The sequence below is a fragment of the Devosia sp. Root436 genome, assembly GCF_001426345.1.
Lineage (GTDB): Bacteria > Pseudomonadota > Alphaproteobacteria > Rhizobiales > Devosiaceae > Devosia.
In genome coordinates this window covers 132,808-153,721 of sequence record NZ_LMEM01000011.1, presented here as the reverse complement: position 1 = coordinate 153,721, position 20,914 = coordinate 132,808, and the positions used below count along the sequence as shown (strand labels likewise).

General features: G+C 65.1%; 21 protein-coding genes. 15 read left to right on the top strand and 6 right to left on the bottom strand.

Going from position 1 to position 20,914, the window contains the following annotated elements:
• Position 1 precedes the first annotated feature (1 nt).
• The 6 genes from ASD04_RS11855 (at position 2) to ASD04_RS11830 (ending at position 5,584) form a co-directional block, all read left to right on the top strand.
• Positions 2 to 805 carry an N-acyl homoserine lactonase family protein gene (locus ASD04_RS11855; RefSeq protein ID WP_056256996.1) on the top strand — a complete coding sequence of 268 codons (804 nt, stop codon included), beginning with the start codon at positions 2 to 4 and terminating at the stop codon, positions 803 to 805.
• Positions 806 to 857: 52 nt separating this feature from the next.
• A complete protein-coding gene (locus ASD04_RS11850; RefSeq protein ID WP_056256994.1) occupies positions 858 to 2,207 on the top strand; it encodes an MmgE/PrpD family protein in 1,350 nt (449 codons plus the stop codon).
• A 194-nt stretch (positions 2,208 to 2,401) separates the two neighbouring features.
• Positions 2,402 to 3,382 carry a tripartite tricarboxylate transporter substrate binding protein gene (locus tag ASD04_RS11845; RefSeq protein WP_056256990.1) on the top strand — a complete coding sequence of 327 codons (981 nt, stop codon included), beginning with the start codon at positions 2,402 to 2,404 and terminating at the stop codon, positions 3,380 to 3,382.
• Positions 3,383 to 3,454: 72 nt separating this feature from the next.
• On the top strand, positions 3,455 to 4,192 hold the full coding sequence (locus ASD04_RS11840; RefSeq protein WP_056256989.1) for a dimethylmenaquinone methyltransferase: 738 nt from the start codon (positions 3,455 to 3,457) through the stop codon (positions 4,190 to 4,192).
• A 148-nt stretch (positions 4,193 to 4,340) separates the two neighbouring features.
• Complete coding sequence (locus tag ASD04_RS11835; RefSeq protein ID WP_056256985.1) at positions 4,341 to 5,120, top strand: aldolase/citrate lyase family protein; 780 nt, start codon at positions 4,341 to 4,343, stop codon at positions 5,118 to 5,120.
• 2 nt (positions 5,121 to 5,122) lie between these two features.
• Entirely contained in the window at positions 5,123 to 5,584 is a 462-nt protein-coding gene (locus tag ASD04_RS11830) for a nuclear transport factor 2 family protein (protein WP_056256983.1), read from the top strand.
• 90 nt (positions 5,585 to 5,674) lie between these two features.
• Here the strand turns inward: ASD04_RS11830 and ASD04_RS11825 are convergent, their stop codons facing one another.
• Positions 5,675 to 6,613, bottom strand: a complete 939-nt coding sequence (locus ASD04_RS11825; RefSeq protein WP_056256980.1) for a helix-turn-helix domain-containing protein — start codon at positions 6,611 to 6,613, stop codon at positions 5,675 to 5,677.
• 197 nt (positions 6,614 to 6,810) lie between these two features.
• Between ASD04_RS11825 and ASD04_RS11820 the strand changes: the two genes are divergently transcribed.
• Positions 6,811 to 7,740 (top strand): hypothetical protein, encoded by a 930-nt coding sequence (locus tag ASD04_RS11820; RefSeq protein WP_056256977.1) that lies wholly within the window; start codon positions 6,811 to 6,813, stop codon positions 7,738 to 7,740.
• A 38-nt stretch (positions 7,741 to 7,778) separates the two neighbouring features.
• On the opposite strand, the gene ASD04_RS11815 is transcribed toward ASD04_RS11820, so the two are convergent.
• Positions 7,779 to 8,726 carry a 3-keto-5-aminohexanoate cleavage protein gene (locus ASD04_RS11815; protein ID WP_056256975.1) on the bottom strand — a complete coding sequence of 316 codons (948 nt, stop codon included), beginning with the start codon at positions 8,724 to 8,726 and terminating at the stop codon, positions 7,779 to 7,781.
• Between the two features lie 192 nt (positions 8,727 to 8,918).
• On the opposite strand from ASD04_RS11815, the gene ASD04_RS11810 reads away from it, so the two are divergent.
• The 7 genes from ASD04_RS11810 to ASD04_RS11780 all read left to right on the top strand — a co-directional run bounded on the left by ASD04_RS11810 (position 8,919) and on the right by ASD04_RS11780 (position 16,814).
• Positions 8,919 to 9,671, top strand: a complete 753-nt coding sequence (locus ASD04_RS11810; RefSeq protein WP_056256973.1) for an SDR family oxidoreductase — start codon at positions 8,919 to 8,921, stop codon at positions 9,669 to 9,671.
• Positions 9,672 to 9,816: 145 nt separating this feature from the next.
• Positions 9,817 to 10,797 (top strand): tripartite tricarboxylate transporter substrate binding protein, encoded by a 981-nt coding sequence (locus ASD04_RS11805; protein WP_056256970.1) that lies wholly within the window; start codon positions 9,817 to 9,819, stop codon positions 10,795 to 10,797.
• Between the two features lie 107 nt (positions 10,798 to 10,904).
• Complete coding sequence (locus ASD04_RS11800; RefSeq protein ID WP_056256967.1) at positions 10,905 to 11,549, top strand: tripartite tricarboxylate transporter TctB family protein; 645 nt, start codon at positions 10,905 to 10,907, stop codon at positions 11,547 to 11,549.
• Positions 11,546 to 13,051 carry a tripartite tricarboxylate transporter permease gene (locus tag ASD04_RS11795; protein ID WP_056256964.1) on the top strand — a complete coding sequence of 502 codons (1,506 nt, stop codon included), beginning with the start codon at positions 11,546 to 11,548 and terminating at the stop codon, positions 13,049 to 13,051. Before ASD04_RS11800 ends, ASD04_RS11795 begins: the two co-directional genes overlap by 4 nt.
• 26 nt (positions 13,052 to 13,077) lie before the next feature.
• Positions 13,078 to 14,073, top strand: coding sequence for an Ldh family oxidoreductase (locus tag ASD04_RS11790; RefSeq protein ID WP_056256961.1), 996 nt, complete (start codon positions 13,078 to 13,080; stop codon positions 14,071 to 14,073).
• Positions 14,074 to 14,100: 27 nt separating this feature from the next.
• Entirely contained in the window at positions 14,101 to 15,345 is a 1,245-nt protein-coding gene (locus ASD04_RS11785) for an iron-containing alcohol dehydrogenase (protein WP_056256959.1), read from the top strand.
• Positions 15,342 to 16,814, top strand: a complete 1,473-nt coding sequence (locus ASD04_RS11780) for an NAD-dependent succinate-semialdehyde dehydrogenase (RefSeq protein WP_056256956.1) — start codon at positions 15,342 to 15,344, stop codon at positions 16,812 to 16,814. Before ASD04_RS11785 ends, ASD04_RS11780 begins: the two co-directional genes overlap by 4 nt.
• A 191-nt stretch (positions 16,815 to 17,005) precedes the next feature.
• Here the strand turns inward: ASD04_RS11780 and ASD04_RS11775 are convergent, their stop codons facing one another.
• The 3 genes from ASD04_RS11775 to ASD04_RS11765 are packed head-to-tail and all read right to left on the bottom strand — an operon-like array spanning position 17,006 to position 19,547.
• Entirely contained in the window at positions 17,006 to 18,181 is a 1,176-nt protein-coding gene (locus tag ASD04_RS11775) for an acetyl-CoA C-acetyltransferase (RefSeq protein WP_056256953.1), read from the bottom strand.
• Complete coding sequence (locus ASD04_RS11770; protein ID WP_056256950.1) at positions 18,178 to 18,834, bottom strand: 3-oxoacid CoA-transferase subunit B; 657 nt, start codon at positions 18,832 to 18,834, stop codon at positions 18,178 to 18,180. The genes ASD04_RS11775 and ASD04_RS11770 overlap by 4 nt, the downstream gene beginning before the upstream one ends.
• Complete coding sequence (locus tag ASD04_RS11765) at positions 18,834 to 19,547, bottom strand: CoA transferase subunit A (RefSeq protein WP_056256947.1); 714 nt, start codon at positions 19,545 to 19,547, stop codon at positions 18,834 to 18,836. The genes ASD04_RS11770 and ASD04_RS11765 overlap by 1 nt, the downstream gene beginning before the upstream one ends.
• An 81-nt stretch (positions 19,548 to 19,628) precedes the next feature.
• Between ASD04_RS11765 and ASD04_RS11760 the strand changes: the two genes are divergently transcribed.
• Complete coding sequence (locus ASD04_RS11760; protein ID WP_056256946.1) at positions 19,629 to 20,183, top strand: PAS and helix-turn-helix domain-containing protein; 555 nt, start codon at positions 19,629 to 19,631, stop codon at positions 20,181 to 20,183.
• On the opposite strand, the gene ASD04_RS11755 is transcribed toward ASD04_RS11760, so the two are convergent.
• Positions 20,184 to 20,858 carry a GntR family transcriptional regulator gene (locus ASD04_RS11755; RefSeq protein ID WP_056256942.1) on the bottom strand — a complete coding sequence of 225 codons (675 nt, stop codon included), beginning with the start codon at positions 20,856 to 20,858 and terminating at the stop codon, positions 20,184 to 20,186.
• Between the last annotated feature and the right edge of the window lie 56 nt (positions 20,859 to 20,914).

Genomic DNA, 20,914 nt, shown 5'->3' with positions numbered 1-20,914 from the left:
AATGACAGGCCCGCAATTGCCCGCCTACGAAGTCTATGCCATCCGCTACGCCACCCGCGAGGCCCGGCGATCCAGCCATTTCATCGGCGGCGATCCGCACGATGGCCCCATGCCCATGGACTACTACATGTGGGTCATCAAGGGCGATGGTCGCGCCATCGTGGTGGATGCCGGCTTCACCGAGGATGTCGCCCGCAAGCGCGAGCGAACCTTCCTGCGCTGCCCCGTCGATACGCTGGCGCTGCTGGATGTCGATCCGGAACAGGTCGCCGACGTCATCCTGACCCATCTCCATTACGACCATGTGGGAAACTTCCATCGCTTTCCCGCCGCCCAGTTCCACATGCAGGAAGCCGAGATGCATTACGCCACTGGGCGTTACATGCGGTACCCGCGTCTCTCTCATGCCTTCGAGGTCGAAGATGTCTGCGGCATGGTGCGGCTCAACTACGAGAGCCGCGTCCGCTTCTATGGCGGCTCGGCCGAGCTGGCGCCGGGTATCCACCTGCATGCCGCGGGCGGCCATTCGGCGGGCCTGCAGTTCGTGACCGTCAACACCCGGCGCGGCGTGGTGGTCCTGGCGTCGGATGTCTCCCATTTCTATGAGAACATGGCGAGCTACCGGCCCTTCCCGACCGCCTTCCATATCGGGGAGATGCTGGAGGGCTTCGACAAGCTCCAGGCCGCCGCGCCCTCGCCCGATCACATCATTCCCGGCCATGACCCGCTGGTCATGCAGCGCTATCCCGCGCCCAACCCGGCCTGCGAAGGCATCGTCGTTCGCCTCGACGCCGACCCGCGCTAATCCGACCCGGCTCCGGCCTGGCCGGGCGGGTCCAGCAACTGGACTTTATTCAATGACCAAGACCGTTTCCGAACAGCTTGCCCATCATTTCGTCAACCTCACCGATGACGCCATTCCCGCCAGGGTCCGCAAGGATGCCGCCACGCTTGTCCGCGATTATCTGGGCGTGGCGCTGGGCGGCAGCCGTACCGGCAGCGGCCGAGCCGCCCGCCAGTTTGTCCTCGAAACCGGCGGCAAGGCCGAAGCCAGTCTTATCGGTGGTGGTCCGGCCAGGGTGCCGGCGGTTCATGCCGCCTTTGCCAATGCCATAGCCTCCCATTCGATAGAGCTGGACGACGTGGACGTGCTGGCGCTGTTTCACTTCAGCCCGCCCGTGGTTTCGGCGGCGCTGGCCGTGGCCGAGCGTGTCGGCGCCAGCGGGCAGCAATTCATTACCGCCGTGGTCGCCGGTTGCGACATGATGGCCCGCGCCAGCAATGCCACCAATTTCTCGCTGCGCAATCGCGGCTATCACACCACGCCCGTTTGCGGCGTCTTCGGCGCCACCATAGCCGCCGCGCGCCTGCTGCGCCTCAGTGAGGAGCAGGTCGTGTCCGCTCTCGGCATGGCCGGCGCCCAGGCCTCGGGGCTCATGGAAATGTATGGTCCTTCCATGCAGAAGCGCTTCAATCCCGGCCCGGCCGCGCGCAATGGCGTGACTTCGGCCCTTATGGCTCAGTTGGGCTTTACCGGTACGGCGACTATCTTCGAGGGCGAGCGTGGCTTCTGCCGCGCCTTTGCCGATGAAAGCGACATCAGCGCGCTGACCCGCGAGCTGGGTTCGGATTTCCCGATCCACATCGAATACAAGCCCTATTCCTGCGCCCGGCCCATCCATAATGCTATCGATTGTGCCCTCAATGTGCGGGCGGAGATGGACGAACCGGTGGAAGCCATCGCCGGCATGAAGATGTGGCGTCACCCCGCCTGGGCACATTATCACCTCAATACCGCTCCCAAGACCTATCATGAGGCGCAGGTGAGCCTGCCATATTCGGTGGCGGTGGCGTTGATCGACGGCGCTGCCCTGTTCCCGCAATACCAGAACGAGCGCCTGGCCGATCCGCAGATCGTTCGTCTTTCCAATATGCTCGAAGTGCTGCCGGACGATGGCTTGCCGCGTGGCGTGTCCTGCCTGCTTGAGCTCACCACCGCCTCCGGCAAGGTCTATCGATCGCAGGTCGATCACCCGCGCGGTTCGATCGAAAATCCCATGTCGGAAGCCGAGCTCAACCAGAAGGTGCACCTGCTGGCCGAACCGTCCATCGGCGCTCAGGGTGTCGCCGGTCTGATCGCCGATCTGGGGCAGATCGATTCCGGCCTGCCGGTGAGCACGATCGCGGCGCGCTTCACGGTTGCTTGATGCCGTTCGCATGAGCAATTGTCATACAAGGCCCTTCGGAACATCGTTTGTTCGATCTGCCAACCTTCCCGATAATGGTCGCATCACAAGGCCGACGGCCATCCAGCAGGAAATGGCGGGCCGGCCGGCCGTGCGAAAATGTCACGAAATAGGCATTTCGGGCGGCCGGGGATATAAACAGGAGGAGTTGCTTTATGGGTTGGTCCACAATTCGAGCGGCCGGTCTCGCCGTCACCATGGCTGCATTGGGCGCTACTACCGCCTTGGCCCAGGATTGGCCGTCGCGCGACATCACGTTCATCATTCCCTATGCTCCAGGCGGCGGCACCGACATGCTGGCTCAGGAGTTCACCCGCAAGCTGAGTGACGTCATCGGCGCGACCGTGATCATCGACTATCGACCCGGCGGCTCGGGCTCGGTGGGAACGGGCATTGCCGTGCGTGCCCCGGCCGACGGCTACACGGTCGCCATGGTGTCCAATGGCAATCTGACCATGAGCCCGCTGACCATTCCGGGCCTGCCCTGGGATGGCATCGACGACTATGTCGTTCTGGGCAAGATCGGGGACCAGCCGGTGGTCCTGGCAGCGCGCAGCGATGCGGAATGGTCGACGCTGGAGGAGTATATCGCCTTCGCCAAATCCCGCCCCGGCAATGTGCATGCGGCGACCTCCGGCCAGCTGACCCCGTCGGGTCTGGGGGTCGAAATGCTCAATGCCCAGGCCGATCTCGATGTCGTCGCCATCCCCATGTCGGGCGGCGCGGAATCGTTGACCCAACTGCTGGGCGGCCATGTGGATGCGCTGTTCAGCTATGGACCGGCCATCAAGGGGCAGGTCGATGCCGGTGAGCTCAAGCCCGTCACGGTATTCAGCACCACGCCCTATCCCTTCTTTGCCGATACCGGCCTGGCGCAGGATGCCGGCTACAACATTGATCTGGGCACCAAGTTCTACCTGATCGCACCCAAGGATCTGCCACAGGATATCGCCGAAAAGCTGCGTGCCGCCACGCTCGAAGTTACGGCGCAGGACGACTTCCAGGCTTTCCTGGCCAATAACGGCTATGTAAAGCCCGCCGAACTCGACGCCGCCGGCATGGTCGAGGAACTGAAGGCCGAAGAGCGGCTCAACCGTGATGCACTGACCCTTATCGGGCAGGAACCGGTACTCTAGCGGCCGAACCCGACGCCGCGGCCGGGCGTTCACCGCGCCCGGCTTCTTTTTGTCTGAAATCAGGAGGCAGTGATGGGCAACGACAGCAAGAAACTCACAGGAAGGGTCGATCCCGGCCGCATTGCCATGCTGGAAGTGCCGCGGCCGCCCCAAGGCGTGGTGGAGCGCTTCATGCGCCTGTCCGACCCGTCTTCCACCGTTTCGGACGTGATGGACGAAATGGGCCTGCCGAGTGGGGCCATCGGCGCGTCGGTCCTTCGGCCGACGATCGCAGGCAAGGTCGTAGTCGGTCCGGCTCTCACCATGCGCAACGCCATTCAGGGCATCGATGCGCTGGCCGGAGCGCAGAAGCACGTCAACCGCATGGGCGAATTTGAGGCGCATAACCTGGCTCTGCCTGGCGATGTCCTGGTCTGCGAGGGTGTTGCCGACGTTTCCAATATGGGCGGCATCTCCTCGCGGCTGGCGCAACGTCAGGGGGAGGCCGGCGCGGTCATCATGGGGGGCGTGCGCGACGTCGCCTATTCGCGCTCGATCGGTTTCCCTATCTGGGCCAGCGATTATACCCCGGTCACCGGCAAATGGCGCATCGAGACCATGGAAATCAACGGCCCGGTGACGATGGGCAATGCCAGGGTCATGCCGGGCGATCTCGTGGTGGCCGACGATACCGGCATATGCTTCATCCCGCGCGCGGTGATCATGCAGGTGCTGGAAGCCGCCGAAAAGCAGACCGCCTTTGAGGAGGAACGCTCCGCCCAGATCGAGGCGGGACTTCCCATCACTGAATTCGGCCCGCGCCCGCATTGAGTATCAGTCATATATGTTGCCCTCCTGCAACGCGGGGCTGGAAAGGTGGATCAAGGGGCTTTTTCGCGTGTTGAAACAGGCCGGGTTCTGAGGCCCGGGGACAGGCGCGGCTGCTATCGAGGGGCGGAATTGAAGGGCCCGTTCCGCCATGCCAGCACCATCCTATCGTAGTTTCGCAACCCGTCTCCGGGCGGGGTCGCGTCTGGTCGGCACTTTCGTCAAGACGCCGACGAGCCATGCCACCGAGATTCTTGGCCTGCTCGGCTTCGACTTTGTCGTTTTCGACATGGAGCATGCGGCCATCGGGATCGGTGCGCTTGACCGCATGATGCTGGCGGCCCGCGCCGCCAACCTGGCGGGAATCGTCCGCGTGGCGGAGGGGACGCCGGCGGCCATTCTCTCTACCCTTGATATCGGCGCGGCCGGCATTCTCGTTTCCCATGTGCTTTCGGCGGACCGTGCCCGCGCGATGGTCGAGGCGGCGCGCTATGCGGGCGGCAAACGCGGCTTCGCCAATACGACCCGGGCCGGCGACTACGGCATGGTGGGCTATGGCGCGCACAAGGCGGCGCAGGATCGCGAGACGGCCTGCATCGCCATGATCGAGGATATCGAGGCGCTGGATGTGCTGGACGACATCCTCGCCGTGCCGGGTCTCGATGCCATTTTCATCGGGCGGGGCGACATCACGGCGGCATTGGGCGGCGAGGCGATCAGCGACCCCCGCACCACCGAAATTGTCCGCCGCATCGCCATGGCCGCCACCCGCCACGGCGTGCCGGCCATGACGATCTGCATCGACAGCGAAGATGCGGGCGTCATGGCCGGCATGGGCATCAATGCCTTCATGATCGGCTCCGATCAGGGCTTCATGGCCAAGTCGGCAAAGGCCGCACTGGCCTCTCTATCCGCAATACAGGAGAAATAATCATGCGCATCGACGAAGATCGCCTCGCCTTGACGCAGGAGCTGCATGCCTTGCTGGTCGACTACTGGCACGATGTCGACGCCAATTGGGGGCGCGGCGCACCCGACTATTATACGCCGGACGGCTCGTTTGTCGGCCCCGCCGCCTCCTATGAAGGGCGCGAGAAGATCCGGGCATTCTACAAGTGGCGCGAAGATCGCGGCGCCCGCACCGTGGTCCACTCGGTGCAGAATTTCCAGGCCAAGTTCGACGGTGGCCCCGACAAGGCGGTGTGCCACTGGTTCATGATGCTCTATGCCGCCGACGGCAAGCCGGTGCTGCCCACCCATCCCCCCATCCAGATCGCCTATATGACCGACCGCCTGGTCAAGACCGCCGAGGGCTGGAAAGTCACCTACCGCAAATTCGATATCTGGTTCGAGGGCGGCACGCCGGCGACCAATCCGATACTGGACGACGATTAAGCCGTCCGGCTCCGGTCTTTACAATGCCAACGGCGATCCCCGCGAAAGCAGAGATGGCCGTTTGGTCAGGAATGAGCCGGTGAAAACGGCCTAGAGGTTGACGTCGTATTCGCGCTGCAGGCTGGTATCCAGATGCGGCCTTGTGCTGATGAAGGCCAGGGCATGCTCGATATTGAGGCGCGTTTCGATCAGCGGGTCCAGCACCGTCTCCCGGACGGAATTGAGCGGCACCGATGAGGTGAAGAAGCTCACCGACATGACGGCTGCCACACTGGCTCCATCCAGGATCGGTACGCCGAACGTGGTCATGCGGGTGGGCTCGGTCTTGGGGTCGCGCGTGGCAAAGCCGGAGCGCCTGATCCGGTCCAGCATATGGCGGAATTCGGACTCGGCAACCTGGTCGAGCTCGCTGCCGAGGCGCTTGCGCAGGACGCGAATCTGGCGCTCGCGCTCCTGTTCCGGACAGAAGGCCATATAGACCCGCCCCATCGCCGATTTCAGCAGGTCGGGCCGCTTGCCCAGCACGGTATTGGTATGGACGACCGGGCTGATCGTGCCGGTCCAGTAGCGGATTTCGATTTCGTCGCCGTCGATCTCGCCCAGCCCGATCGGCCACTTGATCTGCCGCGTCAGCCCGATCGCCAAGGGCCTGGCTACCTCGATCACCCGCGAAATGCCGCTATAGCCGGCCGACAATTCGGCCACCTTGCCGGTGACGCGGTAGCCGCCGCACATATTGTCGCGCACGATATAGCCTTCGTGCATCAGGGTTTCGAGCATGCGCACGACGGTCGGACGCGGAATGGCGGTCTCGGCATGGATCGAATTGACGGTGGCGATCGCCTTGGTGTTGACGACCTTGAGCACATGCAGCGCCCGCAGCACCGAATTGACCGGCGGATAGGACCGGTCGAGCGGATTGGTATGCCCCCGGCGCGAATTGGTGCGGATATGCACCGAGGTCTGGGCGGCGTCGCTCGCCGGTTCGCCGAACGCGTCACCGTCCCAATCGTCCACATCTCGTTCCATGACGTCTCCAGACTATCCGGCACGATCTTACCCGCAGCCGGCGCCGCACCAAACCATATGAGAGCAATTTCATCCAGTGAAACGAGGCTTTCCCGTCAGCCAATTTCGTCTCCTGAAATCGGGTGGCGCCGCCAATGCGGCGCAGGACGCTTACCGGCTAGGGACAGGGACCCAATTGGCGACACGGAGAACAGGCCATGAGCGATCTCGCATGCCGGCTGGCATCCCGATCCATTTTTTCTGAACAGGAGCCGCAGGCCAGGGGCGAGGACGGCCTGTCAGGGACCTGGATCACGCGCGGCGGCAATTTTGCCGTCTGCGTCTCCGAGGTCCAGCCCGGCGCCGTGCTGGTGCGGCAGGACAATCCCGAGGAGTATATGCTCATCGCCCCGCCGCAAGGGGCCGCCCTGACGATCGAGGCTGGCGGGCAGGTGATCGAGGCGCAGCCGGATTCGCTGACCATTGTTCCGCCCGGCCCGAGCCGGGTCACTGCCCGCACCGCCGGCCGGCTGGTCCGGATTTTCTCCCGGGCCGCCGACGACATCCTTGCGCTGGCGATCAACGGCGAGGTCTATGCGGACGGGGCGCCCGAGCTGGCTCCCGTCGATCTCTGGCCGGAGCCCAATGGCGGCTTCAAGCTCCGCCACTATCCGCTGGCGCAATATTTCGATCCGCAGGGAGAGCGCATCCAGCCGCGCTGCTTCCGGTCGACCAACATGATGGTCAACCTGTTCGGCCATTTCCACACCCGCCGCGATACGCAATCGCTGAGCCCGCATTGGCATGACGATTTCGAGCAGGCTTCGCTCTGCCTCGATGGCACCTGGATCCACCACCTGCGCTATAATTGGGGCGCCGATCTCGGCAACTGGGTGCCCGACGACCACACCGCATTGCCGACGCCATCGGTGATCGTCATCCCGGCCAGGGTCATTCATACCAGCCGCGATGTCGGCTCGGACGGGCCGGAAAGCTCGCTCTACGACATTTTCTGCCCGCCCCGGATGGATTTTGCCGCTAAGCCGGGCTTCGTGCTCAACGAGGACGACTATCCGCTGCCAACCGATCGCGGCGAGCAGCAGACCAAGACCGGGGGCACCCTGCTCAATTGGCAGAAGCCGGGTTGAACCCGGCTTCCATTCCTGACCGCAGCGACCGGGTTGGCTCAGAAGCCGACCCGGTCGCTGCCCTTGAGCTCCAGCATGGCGCGGGCGTCGTCGGGGGTGGCGATTTCCAAGCCCAGCGATTCGACGATCTGGCGGGCCAGCCGTACCTGTTCGGCGTTCGACGCGGCCAGCTTGCCCGGTCCCGACCACAGGGAATCTTCGAGGCCGACCCGCAGATTACCGCCCAGCAGCACCGACTGGGTGGCGATGTTCATCTGGTGCCGCCCGGCGCCCAGCACCGACCAGCGGTAGTTGTCGCCGAACAGCCGGTCGGCCGTCCGCTTCATGTGCATGACGTCCTCGGGGTGGGCACCGATGCCGCCCAGGAGGCCGAATACGCTCTGGATGAAGATGGGCGGCTTCAGCAGGTTGCGCTCGAAGAAGTGGGCGCAGGTATAGAGGTGGCCGATATCGTAGCACTCGACCTCGAACCTAGTACCGTTTTCCGCGCAGCGCCGCAGGATGGTCTCGATATCGCCGAAGGTGTTGCGGAATACCCGGTCGCGCGAGCCTTCGAGGTAAGGCCGCTCCCATTCATGCTTGAATGTGTTGAAGCGCGACAGCATGGGGTAGAGGCCGAAATTCATCGAGCCCATATTGAGCGAGGCCACTTCCGGCTTGAAGGTGGCAACCGGCAGCAGCCGCTCCTCGACCGTCATGGTGGCCGCGCCGCCGGTGGTGATGTTCAGCACGCAATCCGAGCGCTGCTTGATGACCGGCAGCATGCTGGCGAAATGCTCGATGGACTGGTCGGGTTCACCGGTCTGCGGATTGCGCGCATGCAGATGGATGATGGCGGCGCCGGCCTCGGCGGCTTCGATGGCCGCTTCGGTGATCTCCTCGGGCGTCAACGGCAGGTGCGGCGACATCGATGGCGTGTGGATTGAGCCGGTAACGGCACAGGTGATGATGATCTTTCGCTTGGTAGCCACTGTTCTGCTCCGCATCGGCAAGGCTGTTGAGGTTCCAGGAGCCATAGATCGCCCGGCGCGCGCGCGGCGGCGGTAAGATGGCCGCTTTCGGCAAATGAAATCCGGACAGAAACCCGTTCATCCCCTCGCGGCAGGCGCTAGTGTCGAACCTGAACGAGCGGGTGCCGTCCGGCGGCCCGTTCCCCTGTCTGTCTTCGAGGAGGTCCCATGCAGGACGTTGTCATAGTAACCGGCGCGAGCAGCGGCATAGGCGCGGCCACGGCGCGCCTCTTGGGAGCCGCCGGCGCCCATGTGGTCGTCAACTACAAGAGCTCGCGGAGCCTGGCCGAAGGCGTGGTTGCCGATGTCGAGGCGGCCGGTGGCAAGGCCATCGCCGTCGGCGCCGACATGGGCACCGAGGCCGACATCCTGCGCATGTTCGAAGAAACCGACAGGGCCTTCGGCCCGCTGACCGGCCTCGTCAATAATGCCGGTATCAACGGGCCGGTGCATCGCGCAGCCGACAATTACGACTTTGACGAAGCGATGAACATTTTCGCGGTCAATACGGTGGGCGTGCTCATCGCCTGCCGCGAGGCCATCAAGCGCATGTCTACCAAGCATGGCGGCAAGGGTGGCAGCATCGTCAATATCTCCTCGATCGGCGCGCTGACCGGCTCGCCGGGCCGCTTCATCCACTATGCCGGCTCCAAGGCCGCCGTCGATACGATCAGCAAGGGCCTTGCCGTCGAAGTGGCGCGGGAGGGGGTGCGGGTGAATTCGATCCGTCCGGGCATGGTCGACACCCCCATCCATGCCAAATCGGGGCAGGCGGACCGGGTGAAGGAATTCGCCGCCAAGAACCCGCTCGGCCGCGCCGGCCAGCCCGAGGAAGTGGCGGAAGCCATTGCCTGGCTGCTGTCCGACAAGGCCTCGCTGGTCACCGGCGCGGTGCTCGATGTGATGGGCGCCCAACGTTAGCCCGGGGAGGCGACCGTTTTCATTGCCTGAAACAAGGTAGCCACGCGGTGGGCCATGCCTGGTTTCTCCGTTAGCAATTCGCCACTAGCTTCGCGGCCCAAGCATACAAGCGCGCCGCGGGGCTACTCCAAGGGAGGATGACATCATGAATAGGACTGAATCACTTCGGCGCCTCGGGGCGGCCGCCATCTTTACCGCCGCGCTGGGGCTGGGCATGGGCAGCGCCTTTGCGCAGGATTACCCCAACCGCCCCATTACGGCGGTCGTGCCCTTCGGGGCCGGCGGCGGCGCCGATACCCAGACCCGCATCTGGGGCGAAGCCATGGCCGGGCTGACCGGCCAGCGCATCGTCATCGAGAATGTGGCCGGCGCCGCGGGCGTGGCCGGCACCAAGCAGGGCATCAATGCCGAGCCCGACGGCTATACGGTGGTGATGGGCGCGGCTTCCACCATCGCCATCAACCCGGTCAGCAATCCGGCGGCCGACTATTACCCGCCGCGCGACCTGCGGCCCGTCGCCGTCATCGGCTATACGCCCTATGTCATGGTCGTGGCCAACAATCTCGGCGTGAAGACGCTGCCTGAACTGATCGCCTATGGCAAAGCCAATGAGGGCGCACTGACCTATGCCGGCTGGACGGCCGTCGGCGAATTTGCCCGGCGCGGGCTCGAGCTGCGCACGGGCCTGGTCATGACGCCGGTGCCCTATCAGGGCGCCACCGAGGCCATGACCGACGTGATCGCCGGCCGAGCATCGAGCGCCATCCTCGATATTTCCAGCGCGCTGCCCTTCATCCGCTCGGGTAGCGTCACCCCGATCGTCATGACCGGCCCGGACAAGTCCCCGGCGCTGCCCGATGTGGGGACCGTAGTCGAGGCAGGCGTCGAGAACTATGTCATCGACTCCTGGATCGCGCTGTTCGTGCCGAGGGACACGCCCGATGATGTGGTCGAATATCTCAATGCCAAGACTCGCGAGGCGCTGAAGACACAGCCTGTCATGGATCGCTATGCCGAGCTCGAAATCGAAGTGCGCGACTATGACGTGGAAGAAACCGGGGCCTTCATGGCGCGCCAGATCGATGCCTGGGCAGGGCTGATCAAGGAAGCCGGCCCGACGCAATAGGGGCGGCGACAAGAATGTGCGGCCGGGCATGCCTCCATGGATGCCCGGCCGCACATTGCCGAATGATCGCCGAAGCGGCAATGGCCAGGGGTTCGAAGGGAATTTGCATGACACACGAGGCGGCTGAGCAGCAGGGGCGCGAGCCCGTTCCGCCCTATGCGCGGCTCGAGGTGATCGGGGGCGCGACGATGGTCGCCATCGCCGCTCTCATCTGGTTCGGCGCGATCAACCTGGCGCTGGGCACCTTGCCCAATTTCGGACCGGGCGCCTTACCCAGGGTGTTGGCCATCCTGCTGGCGCTGGCCGGCGCCGGGGTGTTGATCCAGGGCCTGGTGCGACCGGAAGCGGCTTTCGAGCGCTTCGAATTCGCCCTGCGCCCGACACTGGTCATCATGCTGGCGGTGGTTTTGTTCGGCCTCTTCATCCGGGGCGGCAATTTCGGCCTGCTGTCCACCCCGCAACTGGGTCTCTGCGTCGTCGGCCCGCTTACCGTGTTCATCGCCGGCTGTGCCGCGCCGCAGGTCAACCTCAGGCAATTGCTGGTGCTGGCTTTCGGGCTGACCGCTCTGATGCTGCTGGTGTTTCCCGATCTTCTCCGGCTCGGCATTCCGCCGTTTCCGGCAATCCTGCAAAATGCCATTCCGCCATCGCTGGGCCGGGAGACGGCTCTCAGGATCGCCTATGCCGGCTATGGCGTCCTTGCGCTCATTCTCTATCTTGCTTTCGTCCGTCCGGACCGGAGGGCGGCATGACCGACCTGCTTCAACATCTGCAACTCGGCTTTTCGGTCGTTTTCTCGTTCCAGAACCTTTTTCTCTGCCTGGTCGGTTGCCTCGTCGGCACGCTGATCGGCGTGCTGCCCGGCATCGGCCCGCTGGCCACCATCGCCATCCTGATGCCGCTGACCTACAGCGCCGATCCGGCCGGGGCGATCATCATGCTGGCCGGCATCTATTACGGCGCCCAATATGGCGGCTCCACCACGGCCATCCTGGTGAATATGCCGGGCGAGTCCTCCTCGGTGGTGACGGCGCTTGACGGGCATGCCATGGCAAGACAGGGCCGCGCCGGCAAGGCGCTCGGCATCGCCGCGATCGGCTCGTTCATCGCCGGGAGCTTTGCGACGCTTGTCGTAGCCGCCGTCGCCATACCGCTGTCCCGCCTGGCGCTCGGCCTGACCGCCGGCAACTATTTCTCCCTGATGCTGCTGGGGCTGACGCTCGCCATCGTGCTGGGCAGCGGCTCGCTGCTCAAGGCGTTCTGCATGCTGCTCATCGGCGTCACCATGGCGCTGGTCGGCGCCGACCAGATCACCGGCGAAGCCCGGCTGACCTTCGGCAGCCAGGTGCTGTATGACGGCTTCGACATGGCCGTGGTCGCCATGGGCCTGTTCGGCATTGCCGAAATCCTGCGCAACCTGGGGGCTTCGGAACGCCAGCCTTTCGTCGACAATGTCGTGGGCGGGCTGCTCCCCGACAAGCAGGACATAAAGGACTCGGCCGGAGCCATCGCGCGCGGCTCGTTGCTGGGGTCGATCATCGGCATCATTCCCGGCAATGGCGCCACGCTGTCCTCGTTTGCCTCCTACGTGCTGGAAAAGAAGCTTTCCAAACATCCCGAAACCTTCGGCAAGGGCGCCATCCAGGGCGTGGCCGGCCCCGAATCCGCCAATAACGCCGCGGCGCAGACCACCTTTGTCCCGCTGCTGACGCTGGGCCTGCCCTCGACGGCGACCATGGCGCTGGTGGGCGGCGCCATGACGTTGCATGGCGTGGTGCCCGGCCCACAGGTGATCGACATGCATCCGGAGCTGTTCTGGGGCGTGGTCACCTCGATGTGGCTCGGCAACCTGATGCTGGTGATCATCAACCTGCCGCTGATCGGGGTCTGGGTGAAGTTCCTCAAGGTGCCCTATCACCTGTTGTTCCCGACCATCATCCTGCTGTGCTGCGTCGGCATCTATTCGGTCAATTCCCGGCCTACCGACGTGCTGATGGTCGCGGGCTTCGGGCTGGCCGGCTACCTGCTCTACCGGCTGAAATTCGATCCGACACCCCTGCTGCTGGGCCTGGTGCTCGGCGGCATGCTGGAAGATTCGCTGCGCCGCGGCCTGATCCTGAGCCGCGGCAGCTTCTGGACCTTCGTCAGCGATCCGCTGACGCTGGTGCTGCTCGGGCTCTCCGCCGTCATCGTCGTCTCGGCGCTGTCGCCGTCGATCAGCCGTGGCCGCAAGGTGCTGTCCGAAGATGAATAGACCAGTTTTCGTGCCGGAATACGCTCATGGCTCTCGTTGAATTCGGCGCCCTAGAACGCCTGGCGCTGGACGCATTGCGACTGGCGGGCGTGCCCGAGCCGCATGGGCGTATCCAGGCCGACGTTCTGCTCGATGCCGAATTGCGCGGCGTGCCGTCGCACGGCCTGCTGCGGCTCGAACGCATCATCCGGCGCATCGCCCATGGCGTGATCGATCCGCATGCCACCGGCACGCACCACTGGCGCAGCACGGCCTTTCTGGCGGTGGATGGCGGGCGTGGGCTGGGGCCGGTCGTGGCCAGCGCGGCGCTCGAAGCGCTGAAGGCGCGGGTGGAAGAGACCGGCATCGCCATCGCCGCGATCAGCAATTCCAACCATATCGGCATGCTCGGCTGGTATGCCGAGCGGGTCGCGACCGAGGGCTATACGATCATCGGGCTGACCACGAGCGAGGCGCTGGTGCATCCCTGGGGCGCCCAGCGCGCCATGATCGGCACCAATCCCATCGCCATCGGTATTCCGACCGGCACGGGACCATTCCTCATGGACACCGCGACCAGCATCGCCTCCATGGGGGATATTCACGACCACGCCCACCGCAAGGCGCCGTTGCCCGCCGGCTGGGCGCTCGACGCGAATGGGGAGCCGACGACCGACCCTGAAGCTGCCAAGAGCGGCGCGCTGGCGCCCTTCGGGCAGGCCAAGGGCTATGCCTTGGGCCTGGCGCTCGAACTGCTGGTCGGCAGCCTGACCGGGGCGGCTTTGGGACGCGACGTGCGCGGCACGCTCGACGACACCGCCATCTGCAACAAGGGCGACGTATTCATCGTTATCAAGGGCGTGGAGCGCAACCTGGAAGCCTATCTGGCTTCCATCCGCGCCATGGAGCCGGCCCCCGGTTTCGACCAGGTGCTGATCCCCGGCGAGCGCGGGCGGGCCTGCCGCGAACTGCGCCTGCGCGACGGCGTGCCGATAGCAACTGCCGTGTGGCAGACGCTGCAGCACCTGGCGGGCCCGACCTAGACTTTTTGCCGACCAAGAGGAATTTCCGTGTCACTATTTGGAACATTGCGCATGCCGCGCAATCTTGTTTTTGGGGCCGGCCAGCGGCATGCGCTGCCCCCCTTCGCCGCGTCACTGGGACAGCGGGCGCTGGTGGTAACCGATGAGCGGCTGGCGGCCGACCCGATGTTCGCCAAACTGCTGGACGGGCTGACCAAGGCCGGATTGCGGGTGCGCGTCTTTGACAGGGTGATTGCGGAGCTGCCGGTCGCCTGCATTGCCGAGGCGGTGGAGGCGGGCCGGGCGCTGGGGGCCGATCTGGTGATCGGCATTGGCGGCGGTTCCTGCCTCGATGCGGCCAAGGTCGCGGCCTTGCTGCTGACCCATGGCGGCACGGCGTCTGACTATTACGGCGAATTCCGAGTGCCCGGGCCGGTGCTGCCGCTGATCTGCATCCCCACCACATCGGGGACAGGTTCGGAAGTGACGCCGGTCGCTGTCGTGACCGATCCCGATCGTGCCCTCAAGGTCGGCATTGCCAGCCCGCACCTGATCAGCCACACGGCCATCTGCGATCCGGAACTGACCTATTCGTGCCCGCCGGGACTGACGGCGGTTTCGGGCGCCGATGCGCTGACCCACGCTATCGAGGCCTATACGACGATGCGGCGCCAGCCAGGCCCGGCACTGGTGCATGAGCATGTATTCCTGGGCAAGAATGCGCTGAGCGATCACTATGCGCTGCTGGCGGTCTCGCACATTGCCGCGGGGCTGAAGCGCGCTTGTGACGACGGCGCGGACATCGAGGCGCGCGGCAGGCTGATGCTGGGGGCCACCGCGGCAGGCCTCGCCTTTGGCACCGCCGGCACCGCAGCCGCCCATGCGGTGCAATATCCGGTCGGCGCCATGACGCATACGCCGCATGGCGCCGGTGTTGCCACGCTCATGCCCTATGTTATGACATTCAACAGCGCCTGGTGCGCGCGCGAGCTCGCCGAGATCGGCAAGGCCATGGGCCTTGCGGGCAGGGGCACGCAAGCCGAACAGGCCGCCGCGACGGTCGACGAAGTCGACCGGCTCTTCGCCGCCATAGCCATTCCCAGGACGCTGGCGGCGCTCGGCGTGAAGGAGACGCAATTGCCCCAGATTGCCGAGCAATCCATGGGCATCACACGGTTGATCAAGAACAATCCGCGCCCCATTGACGACGCATCCATGATGGAACTGGTGCAGGCCGCCTATAGTGGCGACCGCATGCAGCTCCGCTCCGAAGACAAGGCTGACCGACCATGACACTTTCCCCAGACATCGCCGCGCAACTGGATCTCGTTGCCCTGCCAACCGATCTCTATATCGGCGGCAAATGGATGCCGGGCGGGACCGGGCAGCGCATCGACGTGCTCGATCCATCGACCGGCGCGGCCATTGCCGCGGTGGCCGATGCCAGCCTCGATGATGCCCTGGCGGCGGTCGCTGCGGCCCATGCAGCCGGTCCCGCTTGGGCGGTGACGCCGCCGCGCCAGCGCTCGGAAATCCTGCGCCGCTGCTTCGAGCTGATGATCGAGCAGAAGGACATGCTGGCCCGGCTCATCAGCCTCGAAAACGGCAAGTCGCTCGCCGACGCGCAGGGCGAGGTGATCTATGCCGCCGAATTCTTCCGCTGGTTCGCCGAAGAAGCGGTGCGGCTCAATGGCGACCTTTCCACCGCACCGTCGGGCGCCAACAGGATTCTGGTGCAGCACCAGCCGATCGGCGTTGCCGTGCTGGTTACGCCGTGGAATTTCCCGGCAGCCATGGCGACCCGCAAGATCGCGCCGGCACTGGCGGCGGGCTGTACCGTGGTGCTCAAGCCGGCGACGGAAACGCCGCTGACCGCCTATGCGCTGGCGGCGCTCTATGCCGAAGCCGGCGTGCCCGACGGCGTGGTCAATGTGCTGACCACGCGCCGCTCGGGCCCTGTCGTCAGCGCCATGCTGCATGACAGCCGGGTGCGCAAGCTCTCGTTTACCGGCTCGACCGAGGTAGGGCGGAGGCTGCTGCATGAAGCAGCCGATACCGTCATCTCCTGCTCGATGGAACTGGGCGGTAATGCGCCCTTCATCGTCTTCGACGATGCCGACCTGGATGCGGCAATCGACGGGGCGATGATCGCCAAGATGCGCAATGGCGGCGAAGCCTGCACCGCGGCCAACCGCTTCCTCGTGCAGGCCGGCATCGCCCCCGAATTTTCGCGGCGGCTGGCCGAGCGCATGGGCGCTCTCAAGGTCGGCCCCGGCTACGAGGCCTCCACGCAATGCGGGCCGCTGATCAACCAGGATGCGGTGGAGCGCATCGAGGGGCTGGTGAGCGAGGCGACGCAGCGCGGCGCTACGGTGCTGACCGGGGGCAGCCGGTTGCAGCGCGACGGCTTCTACTTTCCGCCCACGGTCATATCGGGCGTCCCGGCCGACGCGGCCATGGCGCGCGAGGAAATCTTCGGGCCGGTGGCGGCCATCACCACTTTCGAGACCGAGGACGAGGCCATCGCGGCGGCCAACGACACCGAATACGGGTTGATATCCTATGTCTATACCGGCGACCTCAAGCGTGGCCTGCGGGTCTCGGAGAAGGTCGATAGCGGCATGGTGGGGCTCAACCGTGGCGTCGTCTCGGACCCGGCCGCACCCTTCGGCGGCACCAAGCAGAGCGGCCTCGGACGCGAAGGCGCCCATCACGGCATCCTGGAATTCTGCGAGACCAAATATATCGCTGTGTCCTGGTAAAGCGGGGTGTTCACTTTGAACTCGTGAACATTAGCTTACGCGATGTCATCCCGGCGAAGGCCGGGATCCATCCTGAGGTCTGTCCGCACCCGGAGGAGGCTGAACTATCTCAGGATGGATTCCGGCCTTCGCCGGAATGACACGGTGCTTGAAGCCGGGCACCGATTGTAGACACTCAGGCCGAAGTGGCGTCAGGCGCGCTCCACGCACAGGGCCACACCCATGCCCCCGCCGATGCAGAGGGTGGCCAGGCCCTTGTGTCCGCCCGAGCGCTGGAGTTCATGCAGCAGCGTCACGAGGATGCGGGCGCCCGACGCGCCGATCGGGTGGCCGATGGCGATGGCGCCGCCATTGACGTTGACGATATCGGGGTTCCAGCCCATGCCGGCATTGACCGCGCAGGCCTGGGCGGCGAAGGCCTCATTGGCTTCGACGCGGTCGAGATCGGCAATGCTCCAGCCGGCCTTTTCGAGGGCCTTCTTCGAGGCCGGGATCGGGCCGGTGCCCATGATCGCGGGATCGACGCCCGACGTGGCCCAGCCGGCGATGCGCGCCAGCGGGGCGAGGCCACGGCGCTGAGCCTCGTCCTCGTCCATCAGCACCAGCGCCGCCGCGCCGTCATTGAGACCGGAGGCGTTGCCGGCGGTGACCGAGCCATCCTTGTCGAAGGCGGGACGCAGCCGGGCCAGGGCTTCGGCGCTGGTGTCGGGACGCAGGTGGTCGTCGGCATCGACGGTCACCGTGCCCTTGCGGGTCTCGATATGAACCGGAGTGATCTCTTCGCGAAAATGTCCGGCGGCCTGCGCCGCGGCCGCTTTGTGCTGGCTGGCGAGGGCAAAGGCGTCCTGCTGGTCGCGGGTTATGCCGAACTGGCGGGCGACGTTTTCAGCGGTGACACCCATATGGTAGAGGCCAAAGGCATCGGTCAGCCCATCGACCACCATGGTATCGACCAGACTCACCGGGCCCATTTTCGTGCCGCTGCGCAGGGCCTGGCAATGGGGCGACAGGGACATCGATTCCTGGCCGCCCGCGACAACGATGCTTGCGTCGCCTGATGCGATCTGCTGCATGCCCAACGCCACGGCGCGCAGGCCCGAGCCGCAGACCTGGTTGACACCGAAGGCGGTGGCCGATTTGGCGATGCCCGCCTTGATGGCCGCCTGCCGCGCCGGATTCTGCCCGGCGCCTGCTGTCAGCACCTGGCCGAGGATGACCTCATCGACACTGTCAGGAGCAATGCCTGCGCGCTCAAGCGCCGCGGCGATGGCGATGGCACCCAGCTCATGGGCGGGCACCGTGCTCAGCGGCCCCAGGAAGCTGCCGACCGGCGTGCGGGCGGCGCCGACGATGACGATAGTGCTCATGCGACCTTGTCCTCCAGTGCCACGGTGAACCGGGCTTCCGTCTTGGCGGCGATTTCCTCCACGGTGACCCCGCCGGCTAATTCGATCAGGCGCATGTCGGTGTTGCCCCGACGGGCGAGCGTGAATACACCGAGATCGGTGATGACGAGGTCGGCGACGCGCTGGCCGGTCAGCGGCAGATTGCATTGCTTCAGCAGCTTGGCCTGGCCTTTGGCCTCATGCTCCATGACCACGACCACACGCTTGACGCCGGCCACAAGGTCCATGGCACCGCCCATGCCCTTGACCATCTTGCCCGGGATCATCCAGTTGGCCAGATCGCCATTCTCTGCCACCTGCATGGCGCCCAGGATCGATAGATCGATATGGCCGCCGCGGATCATGGCAAAGCTGTCGGCACTGGAAAAGAAGCTGGTTTCGGGCAGGGCGGTGATGGTCTGCTTGCCGGCATTGATGAGGTCGGCATCTTCCGCACCGGCATAGGGGAAGGGGCCCATGCCCAGCATGCCGTTTTCGCTCTGCAGGCACACATCCATGCCTTCGGGGATGAAATTGGCCACCAGCGTCGGAATGCCGATGCCGAGATTGACGTAGAAACCGTCCTTGAGTTCACGGGCGGCGCGCGCCGCCATCTGCTCGCGGGTCCAGGCCATCAGGCTACCTCCTCGCTGCGCTGGCGCACGGTGCGCTGCTCGATATGCTTGACCGGCATGGGCACATGCACAAGACGGTCGACAAAAATGCCGGGCGTGTGGACCTGGTCCGGATCGAGACTGCCGGTCTCGACCAGCTCTTCCACCTCGGCGATGGTGACCTTGCCGGCCGTGGCCATCATCGGATTGAAGTTCCGTGCCGTCATCCGGTAGACGAGGTTGCCGGCATGGTCGCCTTTCCAGGCATGGACGATGGCGACATCGGCGACGAGGCCGGTTTCCATGACGAAGTCGTCGTCGCCGAAGCGGCGGACTTCCTTGCCCTCGGCGATTAGCGTGCCGACGCCCGTGCGGGTGAAGAAGGCGGGAATGCCGGCGCCGCCGGCCCGGATGCGCTCGGCCAGAGTGCCCTGCGGGTTGAATTCGAGCTCCAGTTCGCCCGACAGATATTGCTCGGCAAAGAGCCTGTTCTCGCCCACATAGGACGAGATCATCTTCCTGATCTGGCGCGTGGCCAGCAGCCGTCCCAGCCCGATGCCGTCGACGCCGGCATTGTTGGAAATGACGGTGAGGTTCCTGGCGCCGGAGCGCTCGACGCCCTCGATCAGCGCCTCGGGGATGCCACAGAGGCCGAAGCCGCCCGACATGATCGTCATGCCATCGGCCAGCACGCCGGCCAGTGCATCGGCAACGCTCGAATGGACCTTGCGCATGTGGGTCTCTCCTCCCCCTGATGGTCTTTGCGCAGACGCTAGGTCTTGCCGGGGCGGGGCAGTTAGTCGTATTTCTACGGCATGACGACAGAGCTGCAATTCGCCCTCGCCGACATTCCGGTGCCCATGGTCTATGCCACGCACCGCATCATCCGCGACTGCAACGAGGAGTTTGCGACCCTGTTCGGCTATCGGCGCGAGGAGGTGGTGGATACCAGCTTTTCCCGGCTCTATCCGGCCATTGCCGATTTCGTGCGCACCGGCGAGATGTGGCGCCATCACCTGCCAGGGGGCGCGGTCTATTACGATGAGCGCATCATGGCGGGGGCAGGGGGCAAGCGCTTCTGGTGCCGGGTGAACGGGCGCTCGCGCGATGCCGGCGACCCGTTTGCGGCGGCGCTCTACTGTTTCGAGCCGATGAGCCGCAAGGTGACGGAGACGACGCTCAAGCTGACCGGACGGCAGCGGCAAATCCTGACTTTGGTGGCGCAAGGCAAGACCAATGCGGCCATTGCCGAGGAGGTGGGACTGTCGCGCCGGACCGTAGAAGCCCATCGCCTGCGGCTGGCGCGCTCGGTCAGCGTCGCCAATTCGGCCGAGCTGGTGGCGTGGTTCCTGAGCCAGCCGGCGGGGTAGCTACAGCGCGCCCTGGATATAGGTCGCCTTGAGGTAGAAGTCCTTCGGCCCCTGGATATGGGTGCGGATGATATTGGCCAGTTCCGCCGCTTCGCCCCGGGTGATGGCCTCGATCATGGCGAAATGCTCGCCGATGGCGATTTCGCGCAATTCCTCGCTGGGGAAAGCGCGGGTACGGATCGGGTGGGTGGCGAAGGTGTAATGCAGGATGGCGTCGGCCAGTTGCTGGTTGCCGGCTGCCCGATAGAGCACTTCATGAAACACGTTGTTGAGCGAGAACACCTCGGCATAGCGCTGTTCGCGCGAGGCGGCGCGATGCCGCGTGGCGATATCGGTGAGCTGCGCCACCAGTTCGGGGCTGGCCGCGCGGTCGAAATGGGATGCCGCCCGCATCTCGAGGCATTCGCGGATCTCGTAGAGTTCCTCGACCTCGGTGATGGAATAGTCGCGCACCTGCACGCCCTTGTTGGGCTGGCGCACCACCAGTCCGACGCGCTCCAGCTCGTCGAAGGCGCGGCGCACCGCATGGCGCGTGGCCCCGGTGCGCTCGATGATCTCATCCTCCACCAGCCGTTCGCGGGGGCGGAGCTGGCCGGCAATGATCTGCCGCTGCAACTCGCGGTAAACCGCATCCCAGCTTTTCGACTGTTCCGACAAAGGCTTGGCGACCCGCATACGCCCCTCGAATCCATGCTCCAACGGGAGCCAACCTAGCCAAGTTTCCACAGCCA